22 protein-coding genes are annotated in these 26,514 nt (G+C 49.4%); 15 read left to right on the forward strand and 7 right to left on the reverse strand.

Features of this window, described 5'->3' with window-relative positions; genetic code table 11:
- Positions 1-37 precede the first annotated feature (37 nt).
- Together LK536_RS49960 and LK536_RS49965 are read right to left on the reverse strand one after the other, a co-directional pair.
- Positions 38-967, reverse strand: a complete 930-nt coding sequence (locus tag LK536_RS49960; RefSeq protein WP_227796575.1) for a hypothetical protein — start codon at positions 965-967, stop codon at positions 38-40.
- Positions 955-2,454, reverse strand: coding sequence for a radical SAM/SPASM domain-containing protein (locus LK536_RS49965; RefSeq protein ID WP_227796576.1), 1,500 nt, complete (start codon positions 2,452-2,454; stop codon positions 955-957). The genes LK536_RS49960 and LK536_RS49965 overlap by 13 nt, the downstream gene beginning before the upstream one ends.
- Before the next feature lie 317 nt (positions 2,455-2,771).
- Between LK536_RS49965 and LK536_RS49970 the strand changes: the two genes are divergently transcribed.
- On the forward strand, positions 2,772-3,608 hold the full coding sequence (locus tag LK536_RS49970; protein WP_025484732.1) for a MerR family transcriptional regulator: 837 nt from the start codon (positions 2,772-2,774) through the stop codon (positions 3,606-3,608).
- Between the two features lie 182 nt (positions 3,609-3,790).
- Here LK536_RS49970 and LK536_RS49975 read toward each other — a convergent pair whose 3' ends face one another.
- The 5 genes from LK536_RS49975 to LK536_RS49995 all read right to left on the reverse strand — a co-directional run bounded on the left by LK536_RS49975 (position 3,791) and on the right by LK536_RS49995 (position 8,676).
- A complete protein-coding gene (locus LK536_RS49975) occupies positions 3,791-4,399 on the reverse strand; it encodes a hypothetical protein (protein WP_025484733.1) in 609 nt (202 codons plus the stop codon).
- The gene (locus LK536_RS49980; protein ID WP_025484734.1) at positions 4,392-5,684 is read right to left on the reverse strand and encodes an AAA family ATPase; all 1,293 of its coding nucleotides are present in this window, start codon (positions 5,682-5,684) and stop codon (positions 4,392-4,394) included. Before LK536_RS49980 ends, LK536_RS49975 begins: the two co-directional genes overlap by 8 nt.
- Positions 5,685-6,070: 386 nt before the next feature.
- Positions 6,071-6,766, reverse strand: coding sequence for a YitT family protein (locus LK536_RS49985; protein WP_120058285.1), 696 nt, complete (start codon positions 6,764-6,766; stop codon positions 6,071-6,073).
- A gap of 148 nt (positions 6,767-6,914) precedes the next feature.
- Positions 6,915-8,342 carry a PspC-like choline-binding domain-containing protein gene (locus tag LK536_RS49990; protein WP_025484736.1) on the reverse strand — a complete coding sequence of 476 codons (1,428 nt, stop codon included), beginning with the start codon at positions 8,340-8,342 and terminating at the stop codon, positions 6,915-6,917.
- A gap of 106 nt (positions 8,343-8,448) precedes the next feature.
- Positions 8,449-8,676: a hypothetical protein gene (locus LK536_RS49995; RefSeq protein ID WP_506092200.1), complete on the reverse strand. Its 228-nt coding sequence runs from the start codon at positions 8,674-8,676 to the stop codon at positions 8,449-8,451.
- Between the two features lie 165 nt (positions 8,677-8,841).
- Between LK536_RS49995 and LK536_RS50000 the strand changes: the two genes are divergently transcribed.
- The 14 genes from LK536_RS50000 to LK536_RS50065 all read left to right on the forward strand — a co-directional run bounded on the left by LK536_RS50000 (position 8,842) and on the right by LK536_RS50065 (position 26,496).
- Positions 8,842-9,516 (forward strand): nucleoside recognition protein, encoded by a 675-nt coding sequence (locus tag LK536_RS50000; RefSeq protein WP_025484738.1) that lies wholly within the window; start codon positions 8,842-8,844, stop codon positions 9,514-9,516.
- Positions 9,517-9,681: 165 nt separating this feature from the next.
- On the forward strand, positions 9,682-10,371 hold the full coding sequence (locus LK536_RS50005) for a DUF554 domain-containing protein (protein WP_008726591.1): 690 nt from the start codon (positions 9,682-9,684) through the stop codon (positions 10,369-10,371).
- Positions 10,372-11,006: 635 nt separating this feature from the next.
- Entirely contained in the window at positions 11,007-12,176 is a 1,170-nt protein-coding gene (locus LK536_RS50010; protein ID WP_227796577.1) for a MalY/PatB family protein, read from the forward strand.
- A gap of 47 nt (positions 12,177-12,223) precedes the next feature.
- On the forward strand, positions 12,224-13,594 hold the full coding sequence (locus tag LK536_RS50015; RefSeq protein ID WP_008726589.1) for an APC family permease: 1,371 nt from the start codon (positions 12,224-12,226) through the stop codon (positions 13,592-13,594).
- Between the two features lie 258 nt (positions 13,595-13,852).
- On the forward strand, positions 13,853-15,133 hold the full coding sequence (locus tag LK536_RS50020) for an NAD(P)/FAD-dependent oxidoreductase (RefSeq protein WP_227796578.1): 1,281 nt from the start codon (positions 13,853-13,855) through the stop codon (positions 15,131-15,133).
- A complete protein-coding gene (locus LK536_RS50025; RefSeq protein WP_227796579.1) occupies positions 15,130-17,268 on the forward strand; it encodes a molybdopterin-containing oxidoreductase family protein in 2,139 nt (712 codons plus the stop codon). The genes LK536_RS50020 and LK536_RS50025 overlap by 4 nt, the downstream gene beginning before the upstream one ends.
- A 4-nt stretch (positions 17,269-17,272) precedes the next feature.
- On the forward strand, positions 17,273-17,785 hold the full coding sequence (locus tag LK536_RS50030) for a 4Fe-4S dicluster domain-containing protein (protein ID WP_008726584.1): 513 nt from the start codon (positions 17,273-17,275) through the stop codon (positions 17,783-17,785).
- 11 nt (positions 17,786-17,796) lie between these two features.
- Complete coding sequence (locus LK536_RS50035; RefSeq protein ID WP_008726583.1) at positions 17,797-18,690, forward strand: DMT family transporter; 894 nt, start codon at positions 17,797-17,799, stop codon at positions 18,688-18,690.
- 142 nt (positions 18,691-18,832) lie between these two features.
- Positions 18,833-19,510, forward strand: coding sequence for a FadR/GntR family transcriptional regulator (locus LK536_RS50040; RefSeq protein WP_162158534.1), 678 nt, complete (start codon positions 18,833-18,835; stop codon positions 19,508-19,510).
- A gap of 165 nt (positions 19,511-19,675) precedes the next feature.
- A complete protein-coding gene (locus tag LK536_RS50045) occupies positions 19,676-20,512 on the forward strand; it encodes a pentapeptide repeat-containing protein (RefSeq protein ID WP_120058279.1) in 837 nt (278 codons plus the stop codon).
- A 160-nt stretch (positions 20,513-20,672) separates the two neighbouring features.
- Positions 20,673-21,662, forward strand: coding sequence for a glycoside hydrolase family 25 protein (locus LK536_RS50050; protein ID WP_331472240.1), 990 nt, complete (start codon positions 20,673-20,675; stop codon positions 21,660-21,662).
- 156 nt (positions 21,663-21,818) lie between these two features.
- The gene (gene cysK, locus LK536_RS50055; protein ID WP_008726579.1) at positions 21,819-22,751 is read left to right on the forward strand and encodes a cysteine synthase A; all 933 of its coding nucleotides are present in this window, start codon (positions 21,819-21,821) and stop codon (positions 22,749-22,751) included.
- A gap of 15 nt (positions 22,752-22,766) precedes the next feature.
- Positions 22,767-24,857 (forward strand): sigma-54 interaction domain-containing protein, encoded by a 2,091-nt coding sequence (locus LK536_RS50060; protein WP_329602255.1) that lies wholly within the window; start codon positions 22,767-22,769, stop codon positions 24,855-24,857.
- A 382-nt stretch (positions 24,858-25,239) separates the two neighbouring features.
- Entirely contained in the window at positions 25,240-26,496 is a 1,257-nt protein-coding gene (locus LK536_RS50065; protein ID WP_008726576.1) for a dicarboxylate/amino acid:cation symporter, read from the forward strand.
- Positions 26,497-26,514: the final 18 nt, after the last annotated feature.

The raw sequence follows: 26,514 nt of genomic DNA on the forward strand, positions 1-26,514 counted from the left end.
GTTTTTATAGAACGATGTGCGCCTGTCTGCCCGTTTTTTATTCTTTATGCAATTCCCGGTGGTAAAAATCCTTTTGGCTGCATCCGGCCCGTCCGCCGCCCGCACATGCGCATGCACATGCACACCCCGCGCAGGCGCATGCACAGCTGCCGCCGCCTCCGCGGTGGGAGCCATGGCCATAATATCCCCGCCCACGGCTGTAGTTTTCTTCATCGGAGCCCCAGGTGAGTTTATAGCCCAGGTATCCGGTTAGCAGTATGATTATCAGGACATTGGATATGTCAGGGCCGCTGTCCCCGGATATGCCGGTGCTGTAGTCCTGATGCTGTACTAAATCAGGATTGATAAATCCGTATAGGCGGCAGTAAACCTTCATCTGCCTGGTGCCCCCTTTCTTCAGGGAACCTTCCCAGACCAGATAACCATCCTCCTCGCGGTCCGCATTATGGCTCACAATGTAATTCCCCTGTTTCCAGGTGAATGTGTAATGTCTGATGGGGATATCATTAAACCATCCCGGGGTAAAATCATAAAATGGTTTCTGGCTGTCATCCCGGTTCATGCAGAGCATGTCCTCCTGATGGATGGTAAACCAGAATACGGCTGTCTGGTCCTTATAATAGTTCCGGTCCAGATATGCTTTCAACACGGGTTCGGAGAAAAGATAGGAGTTGGACACGTGGTCGATGGCGCCTCCGAAATCAGTGACCTCACAGTGGTTGTTGGGAAGCCCCAGGCGCACCCAGGTAAGAGGCCCTTCCCTGGTATCGTTTAATACCTTCCATTCATACCGGTATGTAATATCCATACTTCCGTCATTCCACGTTTCCACGTAGACCTGGTAATCCGTTATCTCATCCAGCGGCCTGCTGGTATAGAGTACGTAAATGATAAGGATTAGAAGGCCAATGGCGCAGATGATGGAAAAGTTGCGCAGATGGTGTTTCTTTTCTTCTATTTCAAGCATGGATCCTGGTCCTCCTGGTTGTTTTGGTTTGTGGGAAGGCACCCCGGCATGTCACTTTTCCTAAGCGGACAGCGCAAACCCTCTTCTTCCCCCATGGACCGGATCCCGGCACAGGTCCGGCAGTTCCAGATGGTCTTCCAGGCGTCCCTGGTGAGGTTGCCCAGTACAGCCCCATTGCCCAGCCAGCTCTGGCAGGGCACCACGGAACCATCCGGCGCAATGGCCATGTTGGACAGGCATGCCCCGCACATGGGCACAGACAGCCCCAGCCGCCTTAACAATTCCGGATCTGCCCGTCCAGGGGAGGTGAAACTCAACTCCATCCCGTGATTTTGACAGAATGCAGCCGCATCCTCCAGGATTGCCCCCATCTCCTGAATGGAGAGCTGGCTGGATACAGAAGCGCCCAGGGCGGCATTACCTGTCTCTATCAGCCCGGAACAGGTGACATAACATATCCCCAGACTGTATAAATACTCCAGGGTTTTTATATAATCCTGGTTTTCGCGGCATAGTGGTGTATTGATACTGACATTCAACCCGGCGGCCAGGGCATGCCGGATGCCTTTTGTGGTTTTACTGAATCCGTCATTACCTCCGTTATCCCCATTACCTTCGTTATCTCCGTCATTATCCACGGTATCATGGCTATCTGCGGTCATGTTCCCCACCAGGCGGTTGTGTATTGACCCATTCCAGGAATAGAGGGTAATCTGTACGCTGTCCAGGCTGGCTTCGTACAGTTCCCGGCACAGCTGGGGCGTCAGGCGGATGCCGTTGGTGTTCAGGCGCGTCACAAACCACTTGGAGTAATCTACCAGCTCCACCAGATCCGGCCTCATGGTCGGCTCCCCGCCTGTAAATGTAAGCTGGGGAACCCCGGCGCTGCGCAGGCAGTCAATGATTTTTTTCCATTGGGCGGTATCCAGTTCCCTGACCACTGCCTGGGGCTGTCCGGCGGCATAGCAGTGAAGGCATTTAAGATTACAGTTCCAGGCCCCGTCCTGCTTTGTCATGGAGCTGACCATCAGGTCCATCCGGTGGGGGGCCGTCATGTGGGCGGCGTACCGGCGCAGGGATAATGGCCCGATGTCACCGTCGGGTTCCCCGCCGCGGGCAACCCCGTACAGCATGGAAAGCATGTCCTGGAGGTCAAGGCGCAGCTGTTTTTCAGGTACATGCCAGGCGTCCCTGGTCTTTTTTACCGCCGCATCAACAATGTGTCCCATATCCGTATCATCCACAGGACGGCCCTCATACCGGTTTACCTCCCGTATGAAATTCCCCAGAAGAATGGACCAGGAGTAGCCAAGGGGAAGGATATAGTACCCGTTCAGTATCATCACATAGGGACTTTTGCTAAAAGGACGCCATCTGGGCGGTATCAGATGGATGCGCACGGCCCCGGGGCCTTTGGGGTTCAGGGTGGTGTGTATCACGCCCTCTTTCCAGGATTTATACTTTGCCGCCTCACTTTTCCACAACATACATGCCCTTTCCCTGCATTGGATGCAGTATACGCTTAAAGCCCCGGTTTACAAGGCTATATGGTAAATATTATCATATGTCCAAAGGAAAATCCACATATGAAAGCCCCTTATCCCCAACATTTTAACAGAGATATCCACAAGTTATCCACATTATCCACTATCGGACTGTCCCGCAGTGTGGATAATGGAGCGGATATTAAGAATCTGTCATTTTTATTACGGTTCTCTTGCACTTTCCCGGAACCCATTGACCAATCAGCTGGAATATTTTAATCTATTGGGAGGGAATATGAAAAAAGCAGAGGGTGAAGAATATGCAGAAAACAGATGTCCAGGAAAAAGCTGAGTATCTCATAGGGGATGTGGCCCGGATGGTGGGGCTTAGCAGGGACGCCCTGCGTTTTTATGAGAAAAAGGGCATTATCAATGCCAGGAAAAAAGATAACGGATACAGATATTATTCGGAAGACGATATATATAAGCTGATGTATATCCTGTACCAGAGAAAGATGAATACCAGCCTGGAGGAGATAGAAGGCCTTATGAGCGGCGGGCGGTCCATGGAATCCAGGAGGAAACGGATCAGGCAGCGGATGGCTGAGGAGGAAGAGACCATACGCATGCACCAGCAGGCCATTGCCAGGCTGAAGCTGGTCCAGAGGGATATGGACCACATTGAGGAGTGCCTGAACCGGTATTCCCTCAGGAAGTTCCCCAAAGCTTATATCATGGGACAGTGCCGGGACCTTCACCATGGCCTGAGGGAGTGGTTCCGTCTGGCCTCCACCATATCAGGTCTGGATATGACGTATTTTTATAATGAGCTTACGTACAATGGAAGGGAACTGACCCAGCATGGCACCCTGCTCCTGTTTTATAAAGAACTGGAAGACCAGCTGGGGGAAGCCTTTGATCCGTCCTGTTATGCGCTGACAGAGGAAAAGATGTGTATCTATACGGTCCTTACATCCAGGGAGACCCTTCCCAGCCCGGATATGATCAACCGTATGGTCCAGTGGGGCCGGAGCCACGGGATTGAGACTGAGGGACGGGTGTATGCCAATGACATGACCTCTTTTTTTGAGGAAGAGGGGGCCACGTTCTGTCTGGAATTATATATGCCGGTCAGGAGGATTGTGTCGCAGATATAATAATAGACTGTTATATATAAGGATTTATTCTAAAAGACTGGGACAGATGTGAAGGATGCGCCGTATATCATGATGATATGCGGCGTCTTTTAATATTATGGATAATTATGTAAATCAGTCTCATATCCGGTACTCCATCCGAAGTCATACTTTGAGTGGATTGTGGGGGATTAGGAAAGTCTTTATTTCCCTTTCTTTTCCATCGTCTCCTGTGCTTCTAATTCCCTATAAAGTAATCCCAAGCCCTTTGATACTTTTTTGCTGATTAACCCTATGTCAAGTACCTGGACAAATCCACTGACTTCCTGACCTTTTGTATAAATTTTATTTGCCTTTTTAAACAGGGATTTCAGCTTTTCATAGCCATTTACTCCGCTGGGCTGCACATCTGGTTTTAGTTTCAGAAACTTCTTCACTCCTTCCATATCGAGCAAAAACCAATCTTCGATGGATTTTTCTGCCTTGATATGAATAACCCTTTCTGCACCATCCTGCAAAAGCATTTTTTCGATATTATCCCAGTTAATCTTTGGTTTCTGGACATATCCAAAGACATCGGTATCGTAACATAGCGCGACTACTACGGAATATCCGTCCAGCTTTGGAAGTATTTCCTTCAAAAATATTCGATTGACTTCTTTCTTAAAACCACCAATGCCATTAACACTTCTGCAAATTATTTTGTGGTTAAGCTTACCGGATGCAGTACATTCTCTTATATACCTTATCAACTCTTTATAAAATTCAACCTCTGTTTTTCCTTCTACAAATAATACTAAACATTTATTCAACTGATCCACTCTCCAAGTATGTTTCAATTTCACTTTCATCATCTGTTAACAGTGAAAAAATATAATCGCCTAGCTTCATATCCACAGAGTCGGCATCATCTAAAAGAGCCTTTTCCTTGCTCTTTTTAATGCCATAAAACTCCGCTAAGCCTCCGCTTTTATGAATACCGACGTAAATGCTGTCTATATCCATGAAACTGATAATATATGGAGAATGACTTGTAATAATGACTTTACAGTCATCCAGTAAATCTGCAATAATTTGAAGATAAGTTTTAAATAGGGATGGATGTATGGAATTTTCAGGCTCCTCAATTGCAATCAGGGAAATATTTTTTTCCTCCAACCCCGCCATGATTATCTTGGTCAAAATCATAAAAACCCTTTTGGCACCATCTGACATAGCCCCGAAATCTATCAGCTTACTTAAATTCCTATCTCTTACGAAAAGCAGGTAAATGCTGTTGGATACAATAAAAGGTATATCATCTGGTACAACAACCTCACCATTTTTATTGATTTGAAGTTCTTTAACAATAATATCCTCTATATCAGGAAAAAGACGTTTATAAGCGTCAAGAAGCAGGTCAAACTTTCCAGGATTTATTTGTCTCAGTTTTGCAATGACCCTGGGCAGATTTTCTGCATTTATGAAATCATCCAGCATTCCCTTTCTGATAATGGGACTCGGCACATAAAATTTCTTGACATCAAAATTATTTTCCATATATAATCTTAAATCGTTTAATTTCTTAATGATTTCTATATAATACAACTGATCAAATGCTTTTAATTTATTTGCAACTAATTCCAAATCTTCAATGGCAGTTACTGTTGTACATCTTCCTGTTTCGGAACTTTTATAAAATGCCTGTTTTCCCTGCCTGTTAATTAATTGAGTATATTTTGTCCCTTTCACATCAACTTTTATTTTTAGATATTCATCGGAAATTTCAGCCTTTTCACCATCCGATTTTACCCATCTAAAGGAAAATCCATAAATAATCCGATATTTTATTTCATTAATTGATGTTACCGTTTCCACCTCGAATCGAAAATCTTTATCTACAGATGACTTATTTATTGGAATAAGGTCGTCTCCCTGCATAAAGCCATTACGTTCATCTTCTTTTGCCCTTATAAAATCAAGGCCGAATTGAATGCCTGCTAATACATTGGATTTACCAAAGTTATTTACTGCTACTAATGCTGTGATTTTGTTGAAAGAGATATCTACCCTATTTAAGTTTTTAAATCCATCCAGGTGAATCCTTTGTATTTTCATAATTACCCGTCCTTTACTTTTATTTACCACAATGATATCACTTGAAAAATTTAAAAGCAATATAATTTATCGTTTTATATATAATTATATTCATTTTACTTCTTATTTATTCAAAAAAAGTTAATATATATTGCTTTTTAAAAATTCAATATATGACATGTACTTTTTAAAAGTTAATTCCGATGTCATGATTCTATAATTAAAAGCAGAATAAATATCCAAATAGTATGGGTGTTCCTGAATCGAAATGTGATACAACATGACTGGTTGGGAGAGTTTGATATAAGTTAAAAATATGGAAACAGGATCAGCAGGAAAAAGCGCCCCCTGGCTTCCCTCATCAATGAGGCAGGCCAGGGGGCGCTTTCATGACATATGATTTATCATCAGGTTACCGTACTGCATTCCCCTCCATCTTCATCGTCATCCTTATCAAGTCCGTCCTTATCAAGTCCATAGTTCTGTATGAAATCAATGAGGAATGATGAAACCGTGACCGTGATGAGCGAATATACGATGCGCCTTGCAGGGATGTAGGACAGGGATAAGACCAGTACCGTGACATCCGTGAGCAGGTAGGCCCTGGAGATACGGCAGCCCGTGATCTTGGAGATGACCAGGGCCAGGGCATCATCGCCCGCGCAGGAGGCGCCCTGACGCACCACAAGCCCGCAGCCTGTTCCGATAAAGCACCCGCCCACCAGGGCGGCTGTAAACGGCGCGTCTGCCAGGCTGGGAAGGAGCGGCGGGAACATTTCCCATAAACGGAAGAATCCGGCCATACATATGGTTGCAAAGATGGATGTCTTAAGGAACTCCCTGCCCAGGTATTTGAACCCCAGGGCATAGCTTAAGGTATCCAGTACGGGTGACAGTATGGAAGATGACATGCCTATCCAGAAATTGAACAAAAGGATCAATCCCAGGATACCTCCCTCCGTGATATCTGCCTGTCGGTGTACATTGTAGATCCCGAAGGTGGTGATGGCTGTGCCAAGGATGATGGATAACACGGTCTTTGGGGGAAATGTCATCCTTAAATCCAGGACAGCCCGGCAAGCCAGCTTCTTCAGCTGCTTCATAATAAAACTTCCTTTCTGAAAAAAATATTGATAAAAACAGGTATGGGCGGCAATGGAAACCGTATTGGTTCCGCTGCCGCCCTGTCTGCTACATTATACCCCATGTACCCGGGGGAAAGTCAAGTTAAATCGGTGTATATCATTCCTGTCAGTCCAGTTTTTCACTTCCAGAATCGACAATAATTCCCTTGCTGTCTGTCTTATAGTAGGTATCGTCGGAATCCTTGATGTTTTTCTTGTTCTTCATCAGCTTGCCTGCGGTGCTGATCAGGTAGGTCTCATCCTTGTAGGTGAATGGCTGGTATTTGGTGCCTTCCTCGGCCTCAATCCTTCTGCCCTTGATGTAGATGGAGTCGCTGTCGATACCGTCGATGCCCGCGCCCTTTTTGCTTCCGGATTTCTGGAAGCTGTAGGCGTATTTGTCGCCGTCCAGTTCGATGGTAACCGTACCTGTCTTCATGGCGCCTTCCTTTGGTGAATCTGCGAAGTAGTATACGAATACGCCGTCTTCGTCCTCATCCGGCAGGTCGTCAAAGGATTCGATTTCCTCAGCCGTGCGGATGGTCTTGCCGTTTTCCTCAAATTCAATTTTGTAAAGACCGTGGAGCATTTTGCCGTACTGGTCGAATCCATAGGACTGGCCGTTGATTTTCTTGATTTCAGCCATTGCCAGGTCGCCGCTGGAATCAGCATAGTACCACTGCTCGTCGCCGTCATCATGGCCCTCGGGGTCAATGTCCTCGTTGGGGATGGCCTTGAACCAGCCCGTGGACATCCAGCACTGTTCCTCTGAGCTGTAGAATTTGTTTACTGCATTGGAACCGGAAGCAGTGCCTGGATTATTGTACCATTCAAAATGTGCGGCGCCGTTTTCGTCAAAACGGTATTTGCGCCCGTTGATTTTCTTATTGTCATTGTCCTTGGTCTTTTTGCCGTTGGTGGCAAAGTAGAACCAGTAGCCGTCGCCCTCACGCTCCGTGTCCTCATCGTTTTCAGCGGTAATGTATTTCCAGCCGGTGGCTACACGGCCATCGCCGTTCTCGCCGCAGTAGTACATCCCGCTTTTCCAGGCGTCGTCATCCGTGAGCATTTCCCCGCTCTCGTCAATCCAGCCAAAGAGCATGCGGCCTTCCTCGTCAAAGGTATATCTGCCCTGTCCTGAGGCGTTGGGAAGGGTTACGAACTTGACATTGTCGCTGCTGCCGGATTTCTTCACGGCCTTGCCGTTGGACTGGAGGTAATACCAGTAGGTGTCCGGCTCATCGCCGCCCGCATCCTCATTCTCAACCTCCCTCCATTCGCTGGTTACCATGGCTCCGGCTGAGTTTACATAATAGTAATTGTCGTCCTTCTCAATCAGCTGGCTTTTTGCCATGGTCCCGTCTGAATCAAGGTAGAACCAGTTGTTGCCGGATTTGGCGAACACATCCGTTGCCTTGCTGCCGTCCTTCTGATAATATACCCATTCCCCATTTTCCTCTGCCCATCCGGTTGCTGCAAATGATACAAGGGCGCTTCCAAGGGTAAGTCCTAATGCCGCGCAGGGTATTATAAACCATTTTGTCTGTTTTTTCATGATCCATTCTCTCCTTTCAATTATCGGGGGGTGGTGCACAGGGCCTGCCTCATGGGGCGTACGGCCCTGCTGCACCGGCGTCATATCTGACATGGTTGAGAATATACTATGGAGCCGCTCCAAGGTCAACCGAAGTCAGGGAACCGTAAAGAACCGTAATATTTGGTGCGTTCAGCGTAAGCTTTCTTACGGATTCATTGATTTCGCGGACGCACTGTAACAAGGCGCCTGCATCCATTATGCGGAGCGGGGATATATTACGGAAAATGGTTTTAGGGGACAGAAGGGGAAAATGGATTCCGGGGGCAGCGGTAATGATTTTGTCATGTATCATTTGTTTTTTAGTAATGTTTTTGCAAATAATCCTGATTTTGAAAAATCCGGGATACAAATCCGGGATACACAGGATGGCAGAAGCCCGGGACCATATGGTATACGGCCTGGCGTCACGGAATACATATAGGATAGAATGAAATAATGCAGACAGGATGGTTTACATATGCTTAATTACCTTTGGGCCGGAATGATGATAACAGGTATTTTGTGGGGGGCTTTGCACGGCCAGCTGTCAGCTGTGACCGAGGGTGCCCTTCAGTCGTCAAAGGAGGCGGTAACCCTGTGTATCACCATGCTGGGCGTCATGTCCTTGTGGACCGGGGTGTTGGAAATCGGCCACCGTTCAGGTCTGGTGGATCAGCTGGCCAGAAGGATGTCCCCTCTCCTGACCTTCCTCTTTCCGCGTCTTGCGCCGGAAGGCGAGGCCAGGAAGCAGATTGCGGTAAACATGATTGCCAACATACTGGGACTTGGCTGGGCCGCGACCCCGGCAGGTATCAGGGCCATGGAAGAGCTTAAGGCAGTGGAGGAGGAGCGCAGGTGTGCGCAGGATACAGGGACTGCGCAGGATACAGGAGGCGCACGGGATACAGGGCGCGCGCCGGGAAAAAGGCATGGACCTGTTCCCGAGGGAACGGCCAGCAATGAAATGTGCACCTTCCTGATTATCAATATCTCATCCCTGCAGCTGATTCCCATGAACATGATTGCATACCGCAGCCAGTACGGCAGCGTGAACCCCACGGCCATTGTGGGACCGTCGCTGGTGGCCACCTTCATATCCACGGTGGCTGCGGTGATATTCTGCAGGATTATGGACGGAAGGCGGGGAACATGAAGTCCTCCGCCTTCCGGCGGCCGGAAAAATTATTTACAATTCCTCTTTACTTCGCCGCCAAACATGATATAATACATAATAAGTCAAAATCGTATGAAGTACAGCTAAGAATTACAGCTAAGAATTAAAATGGATTAAAATACGGATAAAGGGGATAACAGGACCATGATTGGAACAATTGCCAATACAAGTACCATACTCATAGGAAGCATAGTGGGAAGCACATTAAAAAAAGGAATCGGGGAAAAGTATAAAACAGTCATGATGGATGCCATGGGGCTGGCGGCAACCGGACTGGGAATCAACTCCATTGTCCAGGCCATGCCGGAATCCAGGTATCATGTATTATTTATTGTGAGCCTGGCGCTGGGCGGCCTGATTGGGACAAGGCTGGACCTGGCGTCTGCATTTGACCGGGTGGTATCTAAGATATCAAAGGGTTCCAACCTTGCGCAGGGGCTGTCGACCGCCATCCTTTTGTTCTGCGCGGGCACACTTTCCATCCTTGGGCCTATGCAGAGCGCTTTGCAGGGAGATAATACCTTCCTGTTTACCAATGCCATCCTGGACGGGATTACCTCCATTGTGCTTAGTTCAACCTTTGGGTTTGGGGTTGCCATCTCTGCGGGCGTCCTGTTCTGCTGGCAGGGAAGCATCTATATGCTTGCCAGGGTAATCGAGCCGTTCATCACGGACCCGCTTATGACGGAAATCAGCCTGGTGGGCGGGATACTGATCCTCAGCAGCGGACTGGGTATCCTGAATATCAAGCAGATTAAGACCTTGAACCTGCTTCCGGCCCTTCTGGTGCCGCCCGTGGCAGTTACAATCCTGACGGCCCTTGGAATCGGCTGACGGATGCCGGATGCCGATGCTGGACGCGGATATTGTCGGATATCGGATGCTGGATATCGATGCCGGATGCCAGGAGCGCCGCAGGTATTATGGAAGCGATGTAAAAGGATTTAACAAATATTAACAAGGATTCTCCCATCCTCTAAGGTGGTGGGATGAATTGCCAAAAACAAACTTAACGGCAGTGGTGGCGGAGAGTAATCGATATCCCCCACTGCCATGAGGTCAACCACGCATCTACGTAGGGTGCAGTCGCACTTAGACAATATACCGAGCGTGGATTGAAATAAGGAAAACAGCAGCCGTTATTGGAAAATAATAGAAATCAGCCATAAAAGCACCTAATCTTGTCATGTATCAAGATAGGTGCTTTTATATTGTCAAGAACTTAACAACTACACATGTAATATATAATAACAAGATAAATCCGTAATAGTGCACAAAATAGCCATATAATATTTGTGCAAAAGCGAAAATCAGGCGATATCTTACAAAAGAATAACGGTAAACAGTTGCAAAGCCACATGCAACTTGTTATAATACATGACATGAGTAGACGATAGCGCCATGTAAACTTGTCATAAACATAACAGGAATGGCTGCCGCCAATACCAGTAAAGAAAGGATATGTGGTTATGTACGATTTTGACAAAGCGATTGACCGCAGAGGAACAACCAGCATTAAGTGGAACAAGCAGTATGCATTTGGGCAGAAGGACGGGCTGCTGCCGTTCTGGATAGCAGATACGGATTTTGCGTCCGTGCCCGAAATCCTGGATGCCATCAAGGAACGCTGTGACCATCCGGTCATCGGATACAGCGAGCCGTTGGACAGCGTGTATACGGCAATCCAGGGATGGTGGGAGCGCCGCCATCAGTGGAGGCCGGACACGGACTGGATGCTGCTGAGCTACGGTGTGGTGACAGGTATTTATTTCACCCTGAACGCAGTGGTGCCAAAGGGAGGGAAGGTCCTGGTGTTTACACCGGTATACGACCCGTTCTTTGCAGCTGTTAAGAACAGCGGCCACACATTGGTGGACTGTCCTCTGGACCATAAGGATAATTATTACAGCATTAACTTTCAGACATTTGAGGAAGAACTGAAGAATGGCGTTCAGGCAGCCGTCATCTGCAACCCCCACAACCCCATCGGCCGCGTATGGACAAGGGAAGAGATGGAGCGCATTGTGGAGCTGTGCGTGCAGTACGGCGTATACCTGTTAAGCGATGAGATCCATGCTGATTTCGGAATGACACGTCCCTACACCACGGCAGGAAAGTTCGAAACGATTTATGACAGGCTGGTGGTTTACACTGCTATCAGCAAGACCTTTAACATGGCTGGCCTGGGTTCCTCCTGCATGATCATTCCTAACCCGGAATTAAAGCAGAAGATATCAGACAGCTATGATGCGTGCTGGATGTTCGGTCCATGCGACCTTGCGTTCACAGCCATGGAGGCAGCCTACACACACGGGGATGCGTGGGTGGATGAACAGCTGGCCTACCTTAAAGGCAATGTTGAAACCGTCAATTCGTTTGCGGCGGAACACATGCCCAGGGTACAGGTCACAAAACATGAGGGCACCTTCCTTATGTGGCTGGATATGACCTGCTTTGGAAAAAGCAGCGGGGAGCTGACATCAATCCTTGCAAAAGAGTACGGACTGGCCCTGGGGGATGGAAGCCATTACGGAACCCAGGCAGAGGGATTCATGAGGCTCAATATCGGATGTACCAGGGACACGCTTATAAAGGGACTGGAACAGATGGCAATGATGTATGACAAGTATGTAAAGTAAGAAATGCTATCAATGTAAAACTCTACTAATAAGGGGGAAATTTTAGAATGAGTAATACCAAAGAAAACACCCATAAAAAGATAGGCTTCAGCGACTGTATGGGACTGGCTGTCGGACAGATCATCGGTTCAGGAATCATGGTGCTGACCGGCGTTGTAATCGGCCTTACGGGCCACGGCACACCGCTGGCATTCATCTTGGGCGCGCTTTTAGCAATCGTGACATGTGTCCCGTTCATCATCCTGACATCCACCATACCGGCATCCGGCGCAGGCTATACATATGTGAAGCGCCTGATGGGGGACAAGGCAGGTTTCATGTACATCGGCATGTTCGTGCTGAGCCAGGTGCTGATTGCAACATTTGCAAAAGGTTTTGCAAGTTACTTCTGCTCCATTTTCACTGGCTTTAACGAATCACTCATAGCCATGTTTGCACTGGTTGTCTGTACCGGCGTTAATATGATCGGGCTCCAGTCCAGTGCCAAGGTCCAGAAATGCATGGTTGCCTTCCTGATGGTCAGCCTGTTTACATTCATCATATTCGGTCTTCCAAAGGTTAACTGGGGAACCTTGAACCTGGCAACTAAGAACATCATGCCCAACGGACCTAAGAACTTCTTTACAGGTGTTGCGCTTTTAAGCTTTGCCTGCGGCGGCGCGAAGTTCGTTGCTGAGAACGGCGATGATATCATCGAACCGTCGAAGACCATACCGAAGGTAATCATCCTGTCCACTTCCATCGTAGCCGTATTCTATGCGCTGATCGGCATCGTGGCAGCCGGGGTGCTGCCCATTGAGGATGTGGCGTTCCAGAACCTTACCCTGGTTGCGCAGGAGATTTTCCCAACATGGCTGTATCTTTTCTTTGTATTCGGCGGCGCCATGTTCGCACTGCTGACCACCCTGAACGGAACACTGAGCTGGGTGACCCGCGGACTCCAGGCAGCGGCCAAAGAGGGCTGGCTTCCTGAGAAATGCGCGGAGGAAAATAAAAACGGCGTTCCGGTCATCATCCTGGGTGTGTTCTTTGTCATGGGTGCGCTTCCCCTTGTTACGGGAATGGACCTGACACTGATTTCCAACATGGGCGTGGGAACCGATATGATTACAGAATTCATGGTCCTGCTGGCATGCTGGAACCTGCCGAAGCATCTGCCTGAGGAATATAAGAAGTCCGCATTTTATATGAAGGACAGCACCTTACATACAATCCTTCTTTTCATCGGATTCCTGATGCTGGGAACCTCTTACGTGAACCTGTCAGACCTGACGGTACCGGCAGCCATCTGCTGTGTTATCTATATCGTGATCCTGTTTGTATATACACAGGTACGTTACAAATACGTGGCATCCAAGAAGGCAGAGGGCGCCCGGGGCGCGGTCCGCATGGAAGCAGCCGCATCAAAAGAGAAATAATGAAACTGATTTAACTGATATGCATATAAAAGGGTTGCTGTGGCACAGGACCCTGGAGCGTGTTTGGGATTTCAATCCCGCCATGCGTACGCCCTGCAAAGCGGGACGCACGCATGGCAGGATGTAATTTCCAGACACGCTCTGGGCAAAAAGGGATGCCGTACGCATCCTTTTTTGCCGCTTTATGGATTAGGGAAGAAATATAACAGAAGAAAGTCATAGAAGAAAGACAATACGGAAAGGGGCTGATACGCAGTCATGGAACGTTTTGCAATTATAGGATTCGGGTGCGCGGGCTATCATGGGCTGGCCGCCATCCGGGAAGCTGGCTGTGATGCCGCCATTGATATATACAGTGATACGGCTCTGCCGCCCTACAACCCCATGCTTACCACTTATTATACAGCCGGGCGCCTGCCCTTTGAGGGGATGTTCCCCTTTGGCACCCTGGAAGAAATCGCGGGCCGCTATAAGGCCAGCTTCATCACCCATACAAAGGTTAAGGCTGTAAATGCACGGGAAAAGGCTGTTATAACTGAGGACGGACAAACAAGGCATTACGACAGGATACTGGTTGCAACCGGGGCCTCGGCGTTTGTGCCCGGCTCATTTGCAGGCCTTAAAGGGGCATTCTGCATGAGGACGGTAGAGGATGCGGTCCGTCTCCATGATGCCCTTGCGGCCAGGGATTATAAAGACGCAGTGGTGGTAGGCGCTTCCATGGTGGGAATCAAGGTGGCGGAACTCCTGCATAAGAAGGGCATCCACGTAACCCTGGCCGACATGGCGCCCCACATATTTGCGCTGGCGGCATATCCCCAGGTATCGGAAATCATAGAGGAACGCATCCGGGCCATGGGCATGGATATGGCCTTCGGGCAGGCCATCACATCAGCAGAGGAACATGTGGACGGACAGGGAAATGTCACAGGCTACACGGTCCATCTGGGGGACGGCAGCTGCCTTGAGACGGAAATGCTCATATTAAACATAGGAACCAGGGCATGCACCGGAATACTGGACCCGGATGAGATTGCCATTGACAGGGGCATTGTGGTGGATGAGCGCATGCATACCAGCGCCAGGGACATTTTCGCCGCAGGCGACTGCTGTCAGGGCAACAACATGCAGTCCGGCCAGACCCAGATCATCGGGCTGTGGGCCAACGCAGGGGTCCAAGGCCGCGTGGCCGGACGCAACATGGCCGGTGTGGCGGATGGGACGGACGGCAATATCCTGCACAATATCACCCATTTCCTGGATATGGATTTCATCGGCCTGGGAGATAACCGCCTGACCGGGGACACCTATACATACACCAACAATAATAAAGGTTTTTACCTTCAGGCCGTCATTCAGGACGGGAAGCCGGTGGGATTCAACATACTGGATAACCACGGTATATCCGGTATCCTGAAAGCACATCTGATTAAACTCCTCAGGGGCGAGCCATGCCGTTTTACCCCGGAGCAGAGGGGGCAGCTGGTGCGTTATGGGCTGGAAGAAAGTTTTATGGATTATTTGGAGGCAGCGATATGACAGAATTGGAACGTAGGATAAAAGCAAAGATACCCGGATCTGACACAGGGATTGAGGTCCGCCACACCATGTGCGACATCTGTTCGCCGGGTATGCACTGCGGTATCAATGCCTACATAAAGGACGGTAAAGTAATTAAAATCGAAGGCATTGACGGCCATCCATCCAATGACGGGCGCCTTTGTACCAAGGGGATGGCCAACCGTGAATACATCTACAGGGAAGACAGGATCAAGACGCCTTTAAAACGGGTTGGGAAACGCGGTGAGGGCAGGTTTGAACCGATCTCATGGGATGAGGCGTATGCGGAAATCGCAAAGGGCTTAAACCGCTGTAAGGAGACATACGGGGCTGAGAGCGTTGCCTTTTATTCCGGTTATTCCAAGTGGTACCGCCAGATGTTAAGGCGTCTGGCCTACGCCTTTGGAAGCCCCAACTACGGCTGTGAGTCCAGCGCCTGTTACACGGCGGCATTCATGGCATGGAAGGTGGCCGCAGGAGAGCAGGGGAATCCTGACATGGGTAATTCAGACCTGTTCCTGGGCTGGGCATTTAACCCGTTCTATTCCAGCTATATGGGCGCCCACAACGCCATGGAACTGAAGGAAAAAGGACTTAAGTTCCTGATTGTGGACACCCGGCGCACGCCGGCCACTGAAAAACTGGCGGATTTATTCCTCCAGCCGAAAACCGGGACCGACGGCGCCCTGGCCCATGCAATTGCCAATGTGCTCATAGAAAATGACTGGATTGACAGGCCCTATATAGACCGCTATGTGTACGGGTTTGAAGAGTACGCGGAGTATGTAAGGCAGTTTAATGAAGGAAACATCGAGTCCATCACAGGCGTGCCTTACCCCCAGGTAGTGGCGGCGGCCCGGCTGATCCACGAAAATCCCCGGATGAGCTGCAATGAGTCCTCCGCCCCCCTGTGCCATCACCGCAACGGGCTTCAGAATTACCGCTCGGTCATGGCCCTGTTGGCCATCACGGGCAACTTTGACAGGACGGGAGGACAGAAACTGTCCGTGCACAGCTACATGCATGTGCCCTGCGGATTTGAGACAAGGGAGAACCAATACCTGTATGAGACAAGGCCCAGGGATGTGAAGGAGCCGGTGGGGGCTGAGCGCTTCCCGCTGTGGAACTATTTGGAGGGGGAGATGCAGGCCATGGATATGCCGCGTCAGATCCTGGAAGGTAAACCATACCCCTTAAGGGCCGTGTTCGCACTGGGGCTGAATGGGCGTATGTTCCCGGATTCAGGCCGCATGTTTAAGGCGCTGGAAAGCCTGGATTTCTTTGTTGACACAGACCTTTTCATGACAGACACAGCCATGTGGGCGGATATCGTGCTTCCGGCCTGTTCTTCCTTTGAGAGAGGGGAGTTCAAACCGTATCCGGGCGGCGTTGCCTGGTATACCAGCCCGGTAATTGAGCGCATCGGGGAAGCAAGGAGCGATGTGGAGATCTGTACCGAACTTGCAAGGGTCATGGACCTGCCGGACGAGGTGCTTAAGAACGGATATGAATATTTTATCCAGCACTATATACTGGATGATTTCGGTGTGACAGTGGAGGAACTTAAGAAGGCAGACCTCCCCGTCAGGATTGCAGAGGTAAGCACGCATGGTGATCTGGAACTGCTGGAAAAGGGACTTGACACGCCAACCGGGAAGTTTGAGCTTAAGAGCGCTATTATTGAACAGCATCCTGAGTGGGGGCTGGAGCCGCTGCCCACCTATAAGGAGCCATTAGACGATGCGGATCCGGAAGCATACCCATTTGTATTCACATCCGGTTCACGTATACCAGGAGCCATCCACAGCCGTCTGCACAAGGTTCCCAGAAACCGCTCCCTGCAGCCCGAGCCGACCGCAGATATGAATCAGGCGGACTGTGACCGCCTGGGAGTCAAAGAAGGGGATTGGATTGAGATATCCACGGCCCGGGGCGCCATCAGGGTAAAGGTCCATCCCACCTTGTCCGTACCTGAAAAACTGGTCAACCTGTTCCATGGGTATTCGGAGGCCGATGCCGAGAGTATCATGGATGGGGACCATCTGGACCCGTATTCAGGATTCCCGGCTTACCGCTCCACCAGGTGTGCGGTCAGGAAAGCAGGAGGTAATTAAGAAAATGAAACGGTATTTATATTTTGATTCAGAAAAATGTTCTGCCTGCGGCGCCTGTGCACTGGCCTGCATGGACCAGAATGATATTGATATCCCGGCAGGGGAGCAGCCCTTCCGCCATACCTTCACCCTGGAAGGCAGGACCGGGGACCTGCATTTTTATTCGGTAAGCTGCATGCATTGCGCGGATGCGCCCTGCGTCATGGGCTGTCCCTGCGGCTGCCTTACCAAGGATGCAGAATCAGGGTTCACACTTTACGATACCGCCAACTGCATCGGCTGCCATTCCTGTGCAATGGCATGCCCTTACGGTGTTCCGGCCTTTGGCCCTGACGGGAAAATGCGCAAGTGTGACGCGTGTATCGAGCGCCAGAAAGCCGGGATGGTCCCGGCCTGTGTCAAGGTCTGTCCCACAGGCGCCCTGACCCTTCTGACGGAGGATGGATTTAAAGCCAGACAGCTGGCGGAGCAGAAGAAAAAGGCTGTGGAAATGATGAAGAAACAGCTTGAGAGGTGAGAAACAAACGTATGTTAATCGGAATAATTGCTGTGGCAGGAGCAGCCACTTTATTAGGAATCATGCCAAGTATGCAGAAGACGCTGCTGGTGGACGGACTACCCATGAACAGCCTGATGTTTTTTACGAACCTTACAATCAGCCTTGTGTGCCTGTTAATGGCCCGCATAAAGGGACGCAGCTTAAAGGCGTCCAGGATACAGCTTATCCAGGCGCTTATCATGGGAGCCAGCGGGATGATGTTCACGGCGCTGCTGTTAAACACCAGTTACCTGTATCTTCCGGTGGGGACCGCCATCATGCTGAATTTCCTGTATCCCACCGTGGTGTGCATTATCATGGGGACCGTGTTCAGGGAGGGATTTTCCAAACTTCAGGTAGCTGCAATCATCGTGTCCATAACAGGCATGGCCTTCTTAACCGGGGCGGGCGGGAAGATGCCGGTTATCGGGATCGTGACAGCCATTGCATCCTCCCTTACCTATGGGGGATATCTGATTGCCAATGAAAAGGGGCCTGCCAATGACCTGCCAATCGAGGCAAAGCTGTTTTATGTATCCCTTCCAGGAACCGTGATATTTGCAGTGCTGTCGGCAGCCACAGGAACCCTTCAGGCCCCGGCCGGGGGATTAAGCGGCTGGGCCCTTCTGATTGGCGGGTCCGGACTTTTCACGGTGAGCGGTTACTTCCTCATGATGTATGGAATCAGCAGGCTGGGTGCATCCACGGCAGCCTTTGTGTCCATGCTGGAACCGATTGTCAGCGTGGTATTCGGCACCATCTGGTTTGATGACCCGGTGACACTGGGGATTGTGGCGGGCGGCTGTCTTGTGGTTACCAGCATACTGTTCATTACGTTTGACGGGTTCTTAAAGAGCAGGGCGCAGGCGGCAGGACACCCGTGAGACAGGGGCTGGGCATTTTAGCTGCGGTTTGTATCTGAATCCTGCAATGGGGCTTTTATCTGGATCCCTCCAGGGCTTGCACCTTGGGAACCCCCTGTGTTATAATACTTTCACATTATTTTATAGGGGTGGAGGTAACAGCATGTTTCAGGTAGTGGACAGGCCCAAACTGTACGAGCAGGTAGTTGAGCAGATAAAGAACATGATTGTGCAGGGGATATACAAAAAAGGCGACCTGCTGCCAAGTGAAAAGGAACTGATTGAGATGACCGGGGTCAGCAGGATTACGGTGCGTGAAGCCCTGCGCCTTCTCAATGAAGCCGGAGTCATCGAAACCCACAAGGGCAAGGGGAGCTTCGTGGTGGTTGACGGCAGCGAACTTGAAAGCGGGGAAGAGGAGACGGAGGCATATAACGAGCAGTTCATTAACTCCACCAATGCACGTATCCTTCTGGAACCGTCTGTGGTAAGGGAAATCGCTGTCACTGCAACGGATGAGGAGCTTAAGGCCATTGCAGGATGCATCGGCTCAAAGGGCTATGAGGACGGGGAATTTCACCGCTCCATCATAGCGGCCACCCACAACCCTGTGCTGCTCCAATGGTTTGACCAGATGAACAGTATGGAGACATCCCCAGCCATCCGCAGCCTTGTGCCTCCGGTGCGCCAGAAAAGCGTGGCTGCCAAGATTGCCCAGCAGCATCAGAACATCAGCGATGCATTGATGGCGAGGAACGGGGAGTTTGCTTATTTTTACATGAAGGAACACCTGGTATTTATACGTGATACGTATCAGGAATACTTTAAGGTGTTCTATTAACAGTGAAGACAGACCGATGGGACCTGTGGGAGCACGGGAAAGGACGGTCTGTCTTTTTTGATTTATGCAGCGCTTCCTTGGCCTTTGTTGACTTCATTCTCCTAACTATTTATACTATATCGTAGTGGTGTCACAGATGTTACGCCTTTTGAAGGAGGTATCCATATGATATATGAAAAAGACATTGATTTATCCATATTCGAACCATATAAGATCAACTGCAGAAGCTGCAGCGGATTATGCTGTGTTGCCTTATATTTTTCAAAATCGGATGGGTTTCCTAAAGATAAAAAAGCCGGGACAGCCTGTAAAAATCTTCAGCCTGATTATCAATGCAAGGTATATCCACAATTATCGGAACAGGGGCTGAAAGGCTGTATGGCTTATGATTGTTTTGGTGCGGGGCAGTATGTTACCCGTTATATTAAGGACTTGCCGAATTGGCGTACGATTCCCCAAAAAGAGGCGGAACAGATATTCAATTCATTTTTAGCTGTCATGAGGGTATATCAGACGCTTTGGTATTTATCACAATGTTTCATATTACAGTTGCCGCAGTCCGAAAAGAAACAGGCCGGATTGTTAATTGACGAGGGAAATAAATTAATAGATATACCGTTGGAAAGGCTGGCTGTTTTAGATGTCCAGCCATTTTGTGGGAAGTCGAATAACTACCTCAGGCATATCTGCACAATATTCCAATCCTATTTTCCTGATTCAGGTAAAGTATCTTCTAAGAATTATATTGGAAAAAATATGAAACAAAAAAACCTTAAAGGCAAGGATTTCAGTATGTCCTTACTGATTGCGGCTAATTTAGGACAATCTAACCTATATGGGGCCAATTTTTTAGGTGCTGATACACGTGACACGAATATATGCAATACCGATTTAAGCCAATGCCTGTTTTTGACGCAAATACAGATCAATAGCGCAAAAGGGAATAATAAGACCATCCTTCCCCCATACCTGCACAGACCTAAAACGTGGGACTTAACTTAAAAAGCACTTTTATATAACAAGATGGAGCCGTTCCAAGATAGCCTGCATTTTGCCATATCCCAACTTGAAAGGAATTATTAATAGAATGATAAAGTCTGGAAGCCGGATACATGGTAAGATTGGGAAAACGGCAATAATAATTATATGAGGTGACAAAAATATGAAAATGAGAGATAAGAAAATGTCAGGCAGAGCAGCCCTCCGGCCATCCGCCCCAACCCCCATCCGTCCGGTATTCAGGACAGCCGTGCTGGCAGGCATCCTGGGGGCGGCAATGACATTCACATCCATGGGAGCCCAGCCATGGACCATGGAAAACGGACAGTATGTGGATGCGTCAGGCGCCCCCATAGCAGGCGCCCTGGCAAAAGGAATCACGGTAACCAAGTACCAGAACAGGGCCAATGCGGAAAATGGCATTGACTGGGCAAAGGCGGCTGCAGACGGGGTATCTTTTGCAATGATACGTGTTGGCTATTACAGGGATAAGGACCCCTATTTTGACCGGAATGTAATGGAAGCCGATGCCAATGGGATCAAGGCAGGGGTATTTTTCTATACCCAGGCCCTGGATGTACAGACAGCCATTGACGAAGCGGGGTATGTGCTCAAGGTGATAAAGGATTTCCCCATCTCCTACCCCATTGCCTATGATGTGGAGTCCCAGCACCTTCTGGACAACGGCCTGACCAGACAGCAGATTACGGATAATGTAAATGCGTTCTGCAAGACCATAGCAGATGCAGGCTACCGCCCCGTGGTCTATGCCAATAATGAGTGGCTGACTAAGAATATGGACACCAGCCAGATCCCCTATGACATCTGGTATGCCAGGTATGGAACCATAAACAGCTACCCCAACCGTACCATATGGCAGGGCACGGACACCGGAACCGTGGACGGCATCAATGGAAATGTGACCATTGAGCTTGCATTTGCGGATTACGCATCCCTGATACCGGCGGACGGCTGGAAGCATGTGGACGGCAGCTGGTATTACATGAAGGATTACAGGAAACAGACAGGCTGGGTCCAGGTGGACGGATCATGGTATTATCTGGATCCCAACGGCTGTATGATAAGCAATACCACCATGGATATAGACGGTGTATCCTATACCTTTGGAAGCAGCGGGGCCATGGTCCAGTAGCGGACAGTTAGCGCTATATCAGGTAAAATCAATTAAAAATCTCTGTAAATACAGGGGACACACATAATACATACTTGACAAATGTGTGTCCCCGCCCTATAATCCTACTAAACCTAGTATTTAACTATGAATTATGGAAAGGGAAAGGTGGAGTCTATGGAAAAGATTTACAAAGGCGTGATGGAGCTGGTAGGAAACACCCCTCTGGTAGAGGTGGCCAACATTGAGCGGCAGGAGAATCTGAAGGCACGGATATTGGTTAAGCTGGAATATCTGAATCCCGCGGGCAGCGTGAAGGACCGGGTGGGGAAGGCCATGATTGAGGATGCGGAGCAGACAGGCAGGCTGAAACCAGGTTCCGTCATCATTGAACCCACCTCAGGCAATACCGGTATCGGCCTGGCGTCCATTGCGGCCGCAAAAGGATACAGGATGATACTGACCATGCCCGACACCATGAGCATAGAGCGGCGCAACATACTGAAGGCTTACGGGGCGGAGATCGTGCTGACTCCCGGGGAGCTGGGCATGACAGGTGCCATTGAGAAGGCAGAGGAACTGTCAAAGGAGATTCCGGACAGCTTTATTCCGGGACAGTTTGTAAATCCAGTGAACCCCAAGGCCCATATAGGCACAACCGGGCCGGAAATCTGGAACGACACAGATGGGAAAGTGGACATTTTCGTGGCAAGCGTGGGAACCGGGGGAACCATTACCGGAACCGGCGCCTACTTAAAACAGCAGAACCCGGACATCCAGGTAATCGCAGTGGAACCCGCCACCTCGGCCGTGCTGTCGGGAAAGGCCGCCGGCCCCCACAAGATCCAGGGAATCGGCGCTGGTTTTATCCCTGAAGTGCTGGACACGGGCATATATGATGAAATCATTGCGGTGGACAATGATGTGCCCTTTACCACTGCGAAACTGCTGGCAAGGAAAGAGGGAATACTGGTGGGGATATCCTCAGGCGCAGCCCTGTATGCAGCCATCCAGGTGGCAAAACGTCCTGAAAATGAGGGGAAGACCATCGTGGCCCTGCTGCCGGACAGCGGGGACCGGTATTATTCCACGCCTTTGTTTGTGGAGTAGGGGGGAAGGTAATTTTTGAAACGTGTAGCAGTGATTTCTTATGATGAAAGGGCCGGGGCATTCCATGCGGAACAGATGGAGTTCCTGTTTGACAACCGGATAGAGGCATTTTCAATGGATGTGCCGTCCATCAGGAAAAATGGATTGGAAAAAGCAGACCTGTACTGTATTACCACGGATGCCCTTGAAAATCTCCCTGATTTCCATACCCAGGTGGAGGGCGGCATTCCCATTGTCATGCTATGTGTCACATTTTCCCATGATATACTGCAGCGCCTCAGCCTGATTCCCTCAGGGACAGAGGCGCTTCTGGTCAACCTGAATGAGCCTATGGCCCAGGAGGCGGTTACAAAGCTGATCCAGCTGGGGGCCAGCCACATTAATTACATACCTTTTTATCCGGGGGCGTCCCTTAAGCTGGCAGAAGGTATACAGTATGCAATCACACCGGATGAGGCGAGGTACGTGCCGGAAGGGATTCCCCATATCATAGACGTGGGGCAGCGGCAGATGGACAGCGGGACCCTGGTGGAAATCGCATTGAAGCTTAAGATGTATGACTTATGGGAGAACCGTAAGTGGAAGGCCCATCTTGCGTCCATTGCATCCAATAATTATAATTTCGATGAGCTGTTCGGGAGGGCCTTGCGTTTGGAATCCAGTTTCCAGAGCCTGATTGACATCATGGAGATCGGTATCCTCGGTATCAATGAGCAGGGCGCCGTATTCATCTGTAATAAAAAGGCTGAGACGATTGTGGGAAGGAATCTTGCAGATGCCATCGGACAGCAGGCAGAAGAGCTGTTTCCCTACCTTCCCTTTGAGGAGTGCAGGCGGACACACAGGAAAATAGATGCAAAACTGGTTAAAATCAACCAGAACCCGGTGACAGTGGGCATATATCCCATCAGCCATAACCAGAAGAATATGGGGTTTCTTGTCATGCTCCAGCATTTTGGCGAGGAGGAGGAGAAACAGCATAAGATACGTAATCAGCTGTTGAATAAGGGCCATACGGCAAAATACACATTTGATAATATCATTGGGATCAGCCCGTCCATTGACCGGGTCAGGGAAATCGCAAAAAAGATGGCGGGTACCAGGGCCTCCATCCTGATTACAGGGGAAAGCGGTACTGGAAAGGAACTGTTCGCCCAGGCCATCCACAATGCATCGGACCGCAGGGTTGAGCCGTTCATCGCCCTAAACTGTGCGGCGCTGCCTGAGAACCTTCTGGAAAGTGAACTGTTCGGCTATGTGGACGGCGCGTTTACAGGAGCAAAGAAGGGCGGCAGGCTGGGATTGTTTGAGTTTGCACATAATGGCACCCTGTTTTTGGACGAGGTGGAGGGCATGAGTCCCATGCTCCAGGTGAAGCTTCTGAGGGTGATTCAGGAACATGAGGTGATGCGCCTGGGGGATACCAGGCTGATATCCATAGATGTAAGGATTATAGCAGCCACCAACCGTAACCTGGAACAGCTGGTACAAAAGGGGGAATTCAGGGAAGATTTGTATTACAGGCTTAACACGCTTCCCATCAACCTTCCGCCCCTCAGGGAGCGCACGGAGGACATCATACCGTTAATCCAGATGTTTGCAGAGGAAAATGGTTCCAGGTTCCAGCTTTCCGGGCCGGTTTGCGAGGCGCTTAAGAGCCACTGCTGGAGAGGAAATGTCAGGGAACTGAAGAATTGTGCGGATTATTTTTCTTTTCTGGACAAGAAGGTCATTGAGTATGAGGACCTGCCTCCCGGGTTCTTTCATGGCAGGGTTAAGCCGGAGAAGGAGCCTTCCCTGGAATGCCAGGACAATACAATCCTGGAATTCAGGCAGATGGCGTCCATGAGGCAGGAGGCGTATCTCTTTGTCCTGAATAAGATTCTGGAAAGCAATCAGGGCAGGGTTTCCATCAGCCGGGAAAGACTTTCCGGATGCAGCCGCGAGGAAGGGCTCAATCTATCCGTCTATGAGGTGAGGGAAATTTTATGTGAACTTGATTCCATGGGATATATCATGGTCCGGAAAGGACGGGGCGGGAGCAGGATTACGGATAAGGGGAAGTATGTCCTGCACTATAGCGCTTTGGATCCTCAGGGGAAATGATGGATGGACGGCAGGGTTAATGGCAGTATTAGTAGTATAAGCGGCAGTATTAATAGCAGTATTAACGGCAGTATTAGCAGCATAATTAACGGCATAAAAACGGCATAATTAACGGCAGTAAAACGGCTCAAAAGAAACCGTTTTACTGCCGTTTTATTTCCCGCTTTTTCAGAGATAGCGGGAAGGGGGAGCATTCAGCCAGCCTGTAAAAAAAGTTTTTTATTGATATTTCTTGATAAAATCAACAGATTCACAATATCCCAATAAAATATCAGATAATTGGCACGATAATTGCGTGATAATATGGTATAAAGCGTTTCATACGTTATCCGGAGAATGTATAAGCAGCGAAAATGAGAGGTATATACAAAGGAGGTTCTACATGACTGAACAGAAAAAGACGCAAAGCGTCTGGAAGAGTTACAGATTTCCTATTTTGCTGATTTCTTCGATTATCATTGGTTCAATTATCGGTCTGGTTATGGGGGAAAAGGCCACGGTTTTAAAGCCATTTGGTGATATCTTCCTGAATCTGATGTTCACGGCCATTGTACCGCTTGTGTTTGCAACCATTGCCAGCGCCATTGGCAATATGCTGAACATGAAGCGCCTGGGAAAGATCCTGGGCAGCTTACTGGCAGTATTTGTGGTCACCGGCCTGATAGCAGGTGTCATCATCATATTCATCGTCACAATATACCCGCCCGCGGCAGGCGTACATATTACCATGGAAGCGGCTGGTGAGATGGAGGCGGTAAAGCTGTCGGACGCCATTGTCAAAGCGCTGACGGTCAGCGATTTCTCAGCCCTGCTTTCACGCCAGAACATGCTGCCGCTGATTATATTTTCCATTATGTTCGGTTTCTGTATCAGCGCCTGCGGCGGTAAGGAAAGCGCGGTCGGGCAGGTCGTGAATAACCTGGCTGATATCATGATGAAGATTGTCAACATCATCATGATGTATGCTCCCATTGGACTTGGCGCCTACTTTGCAAACCTGGTTGGGGAATTCGGCCCTAACCTGCTGGGGGCTTACGGAAGGGCAATGCTGGTATATTATCCGGTATGTGCTGCTTACTTTGTCGTATTCTTTTCACTGTATTCATACTGGGCAGCCGGAAAGGACGGCTTTAGGAGGATGTGGAAATTCATCCTTCCTCCTGCGGCAACCTCCATCGCCACCCAGAGTTCGGTTGCAACACTGCCTGTAAACCTGGATGCTGCCAGGAACATAGGCGTGCCCAAGGATATAAGGGAAATCGTACTTCCTCTGGGAGCCACCATGCACATGGACGGGACCATTTTTTCCACGTTGCTGAAAATAGCGTTTTTATTTGGTATTTTCGGAAAGCCCTTCACAGGATTCGGGACATTTGCATCGGCCATGCTCATTGCCATCATGTCGGGCGTTGTCATGTCAGGCGTGCCGGGAGGCGGGCTGATTGGGGAGATGCTGATTGTAAGCCTGTATGGATTTCCAGCAGAGGCATTTCCAATCATCGCAACAATCGGTTTCCTGGTTGACCCTCCGGGGACATGCATCAATGCAACCGGGGATACGATTGCAGCCATGATGGTATCCAAACTGGTGGAAGGTAAGGACTGGCTTAAGATGAATCTTACAAAGGATGAGGAGTAACCTTAATTAAAAGGAGAT

Source organism: Clostridium pacaense (assembly GCF_020709765.2).
Classification (GTDB): Bacteria; Bacillota; Clostridia; order Lachnospirales; family Lachnospiraceae; genus Enterocloster; species Enterocloster hominis.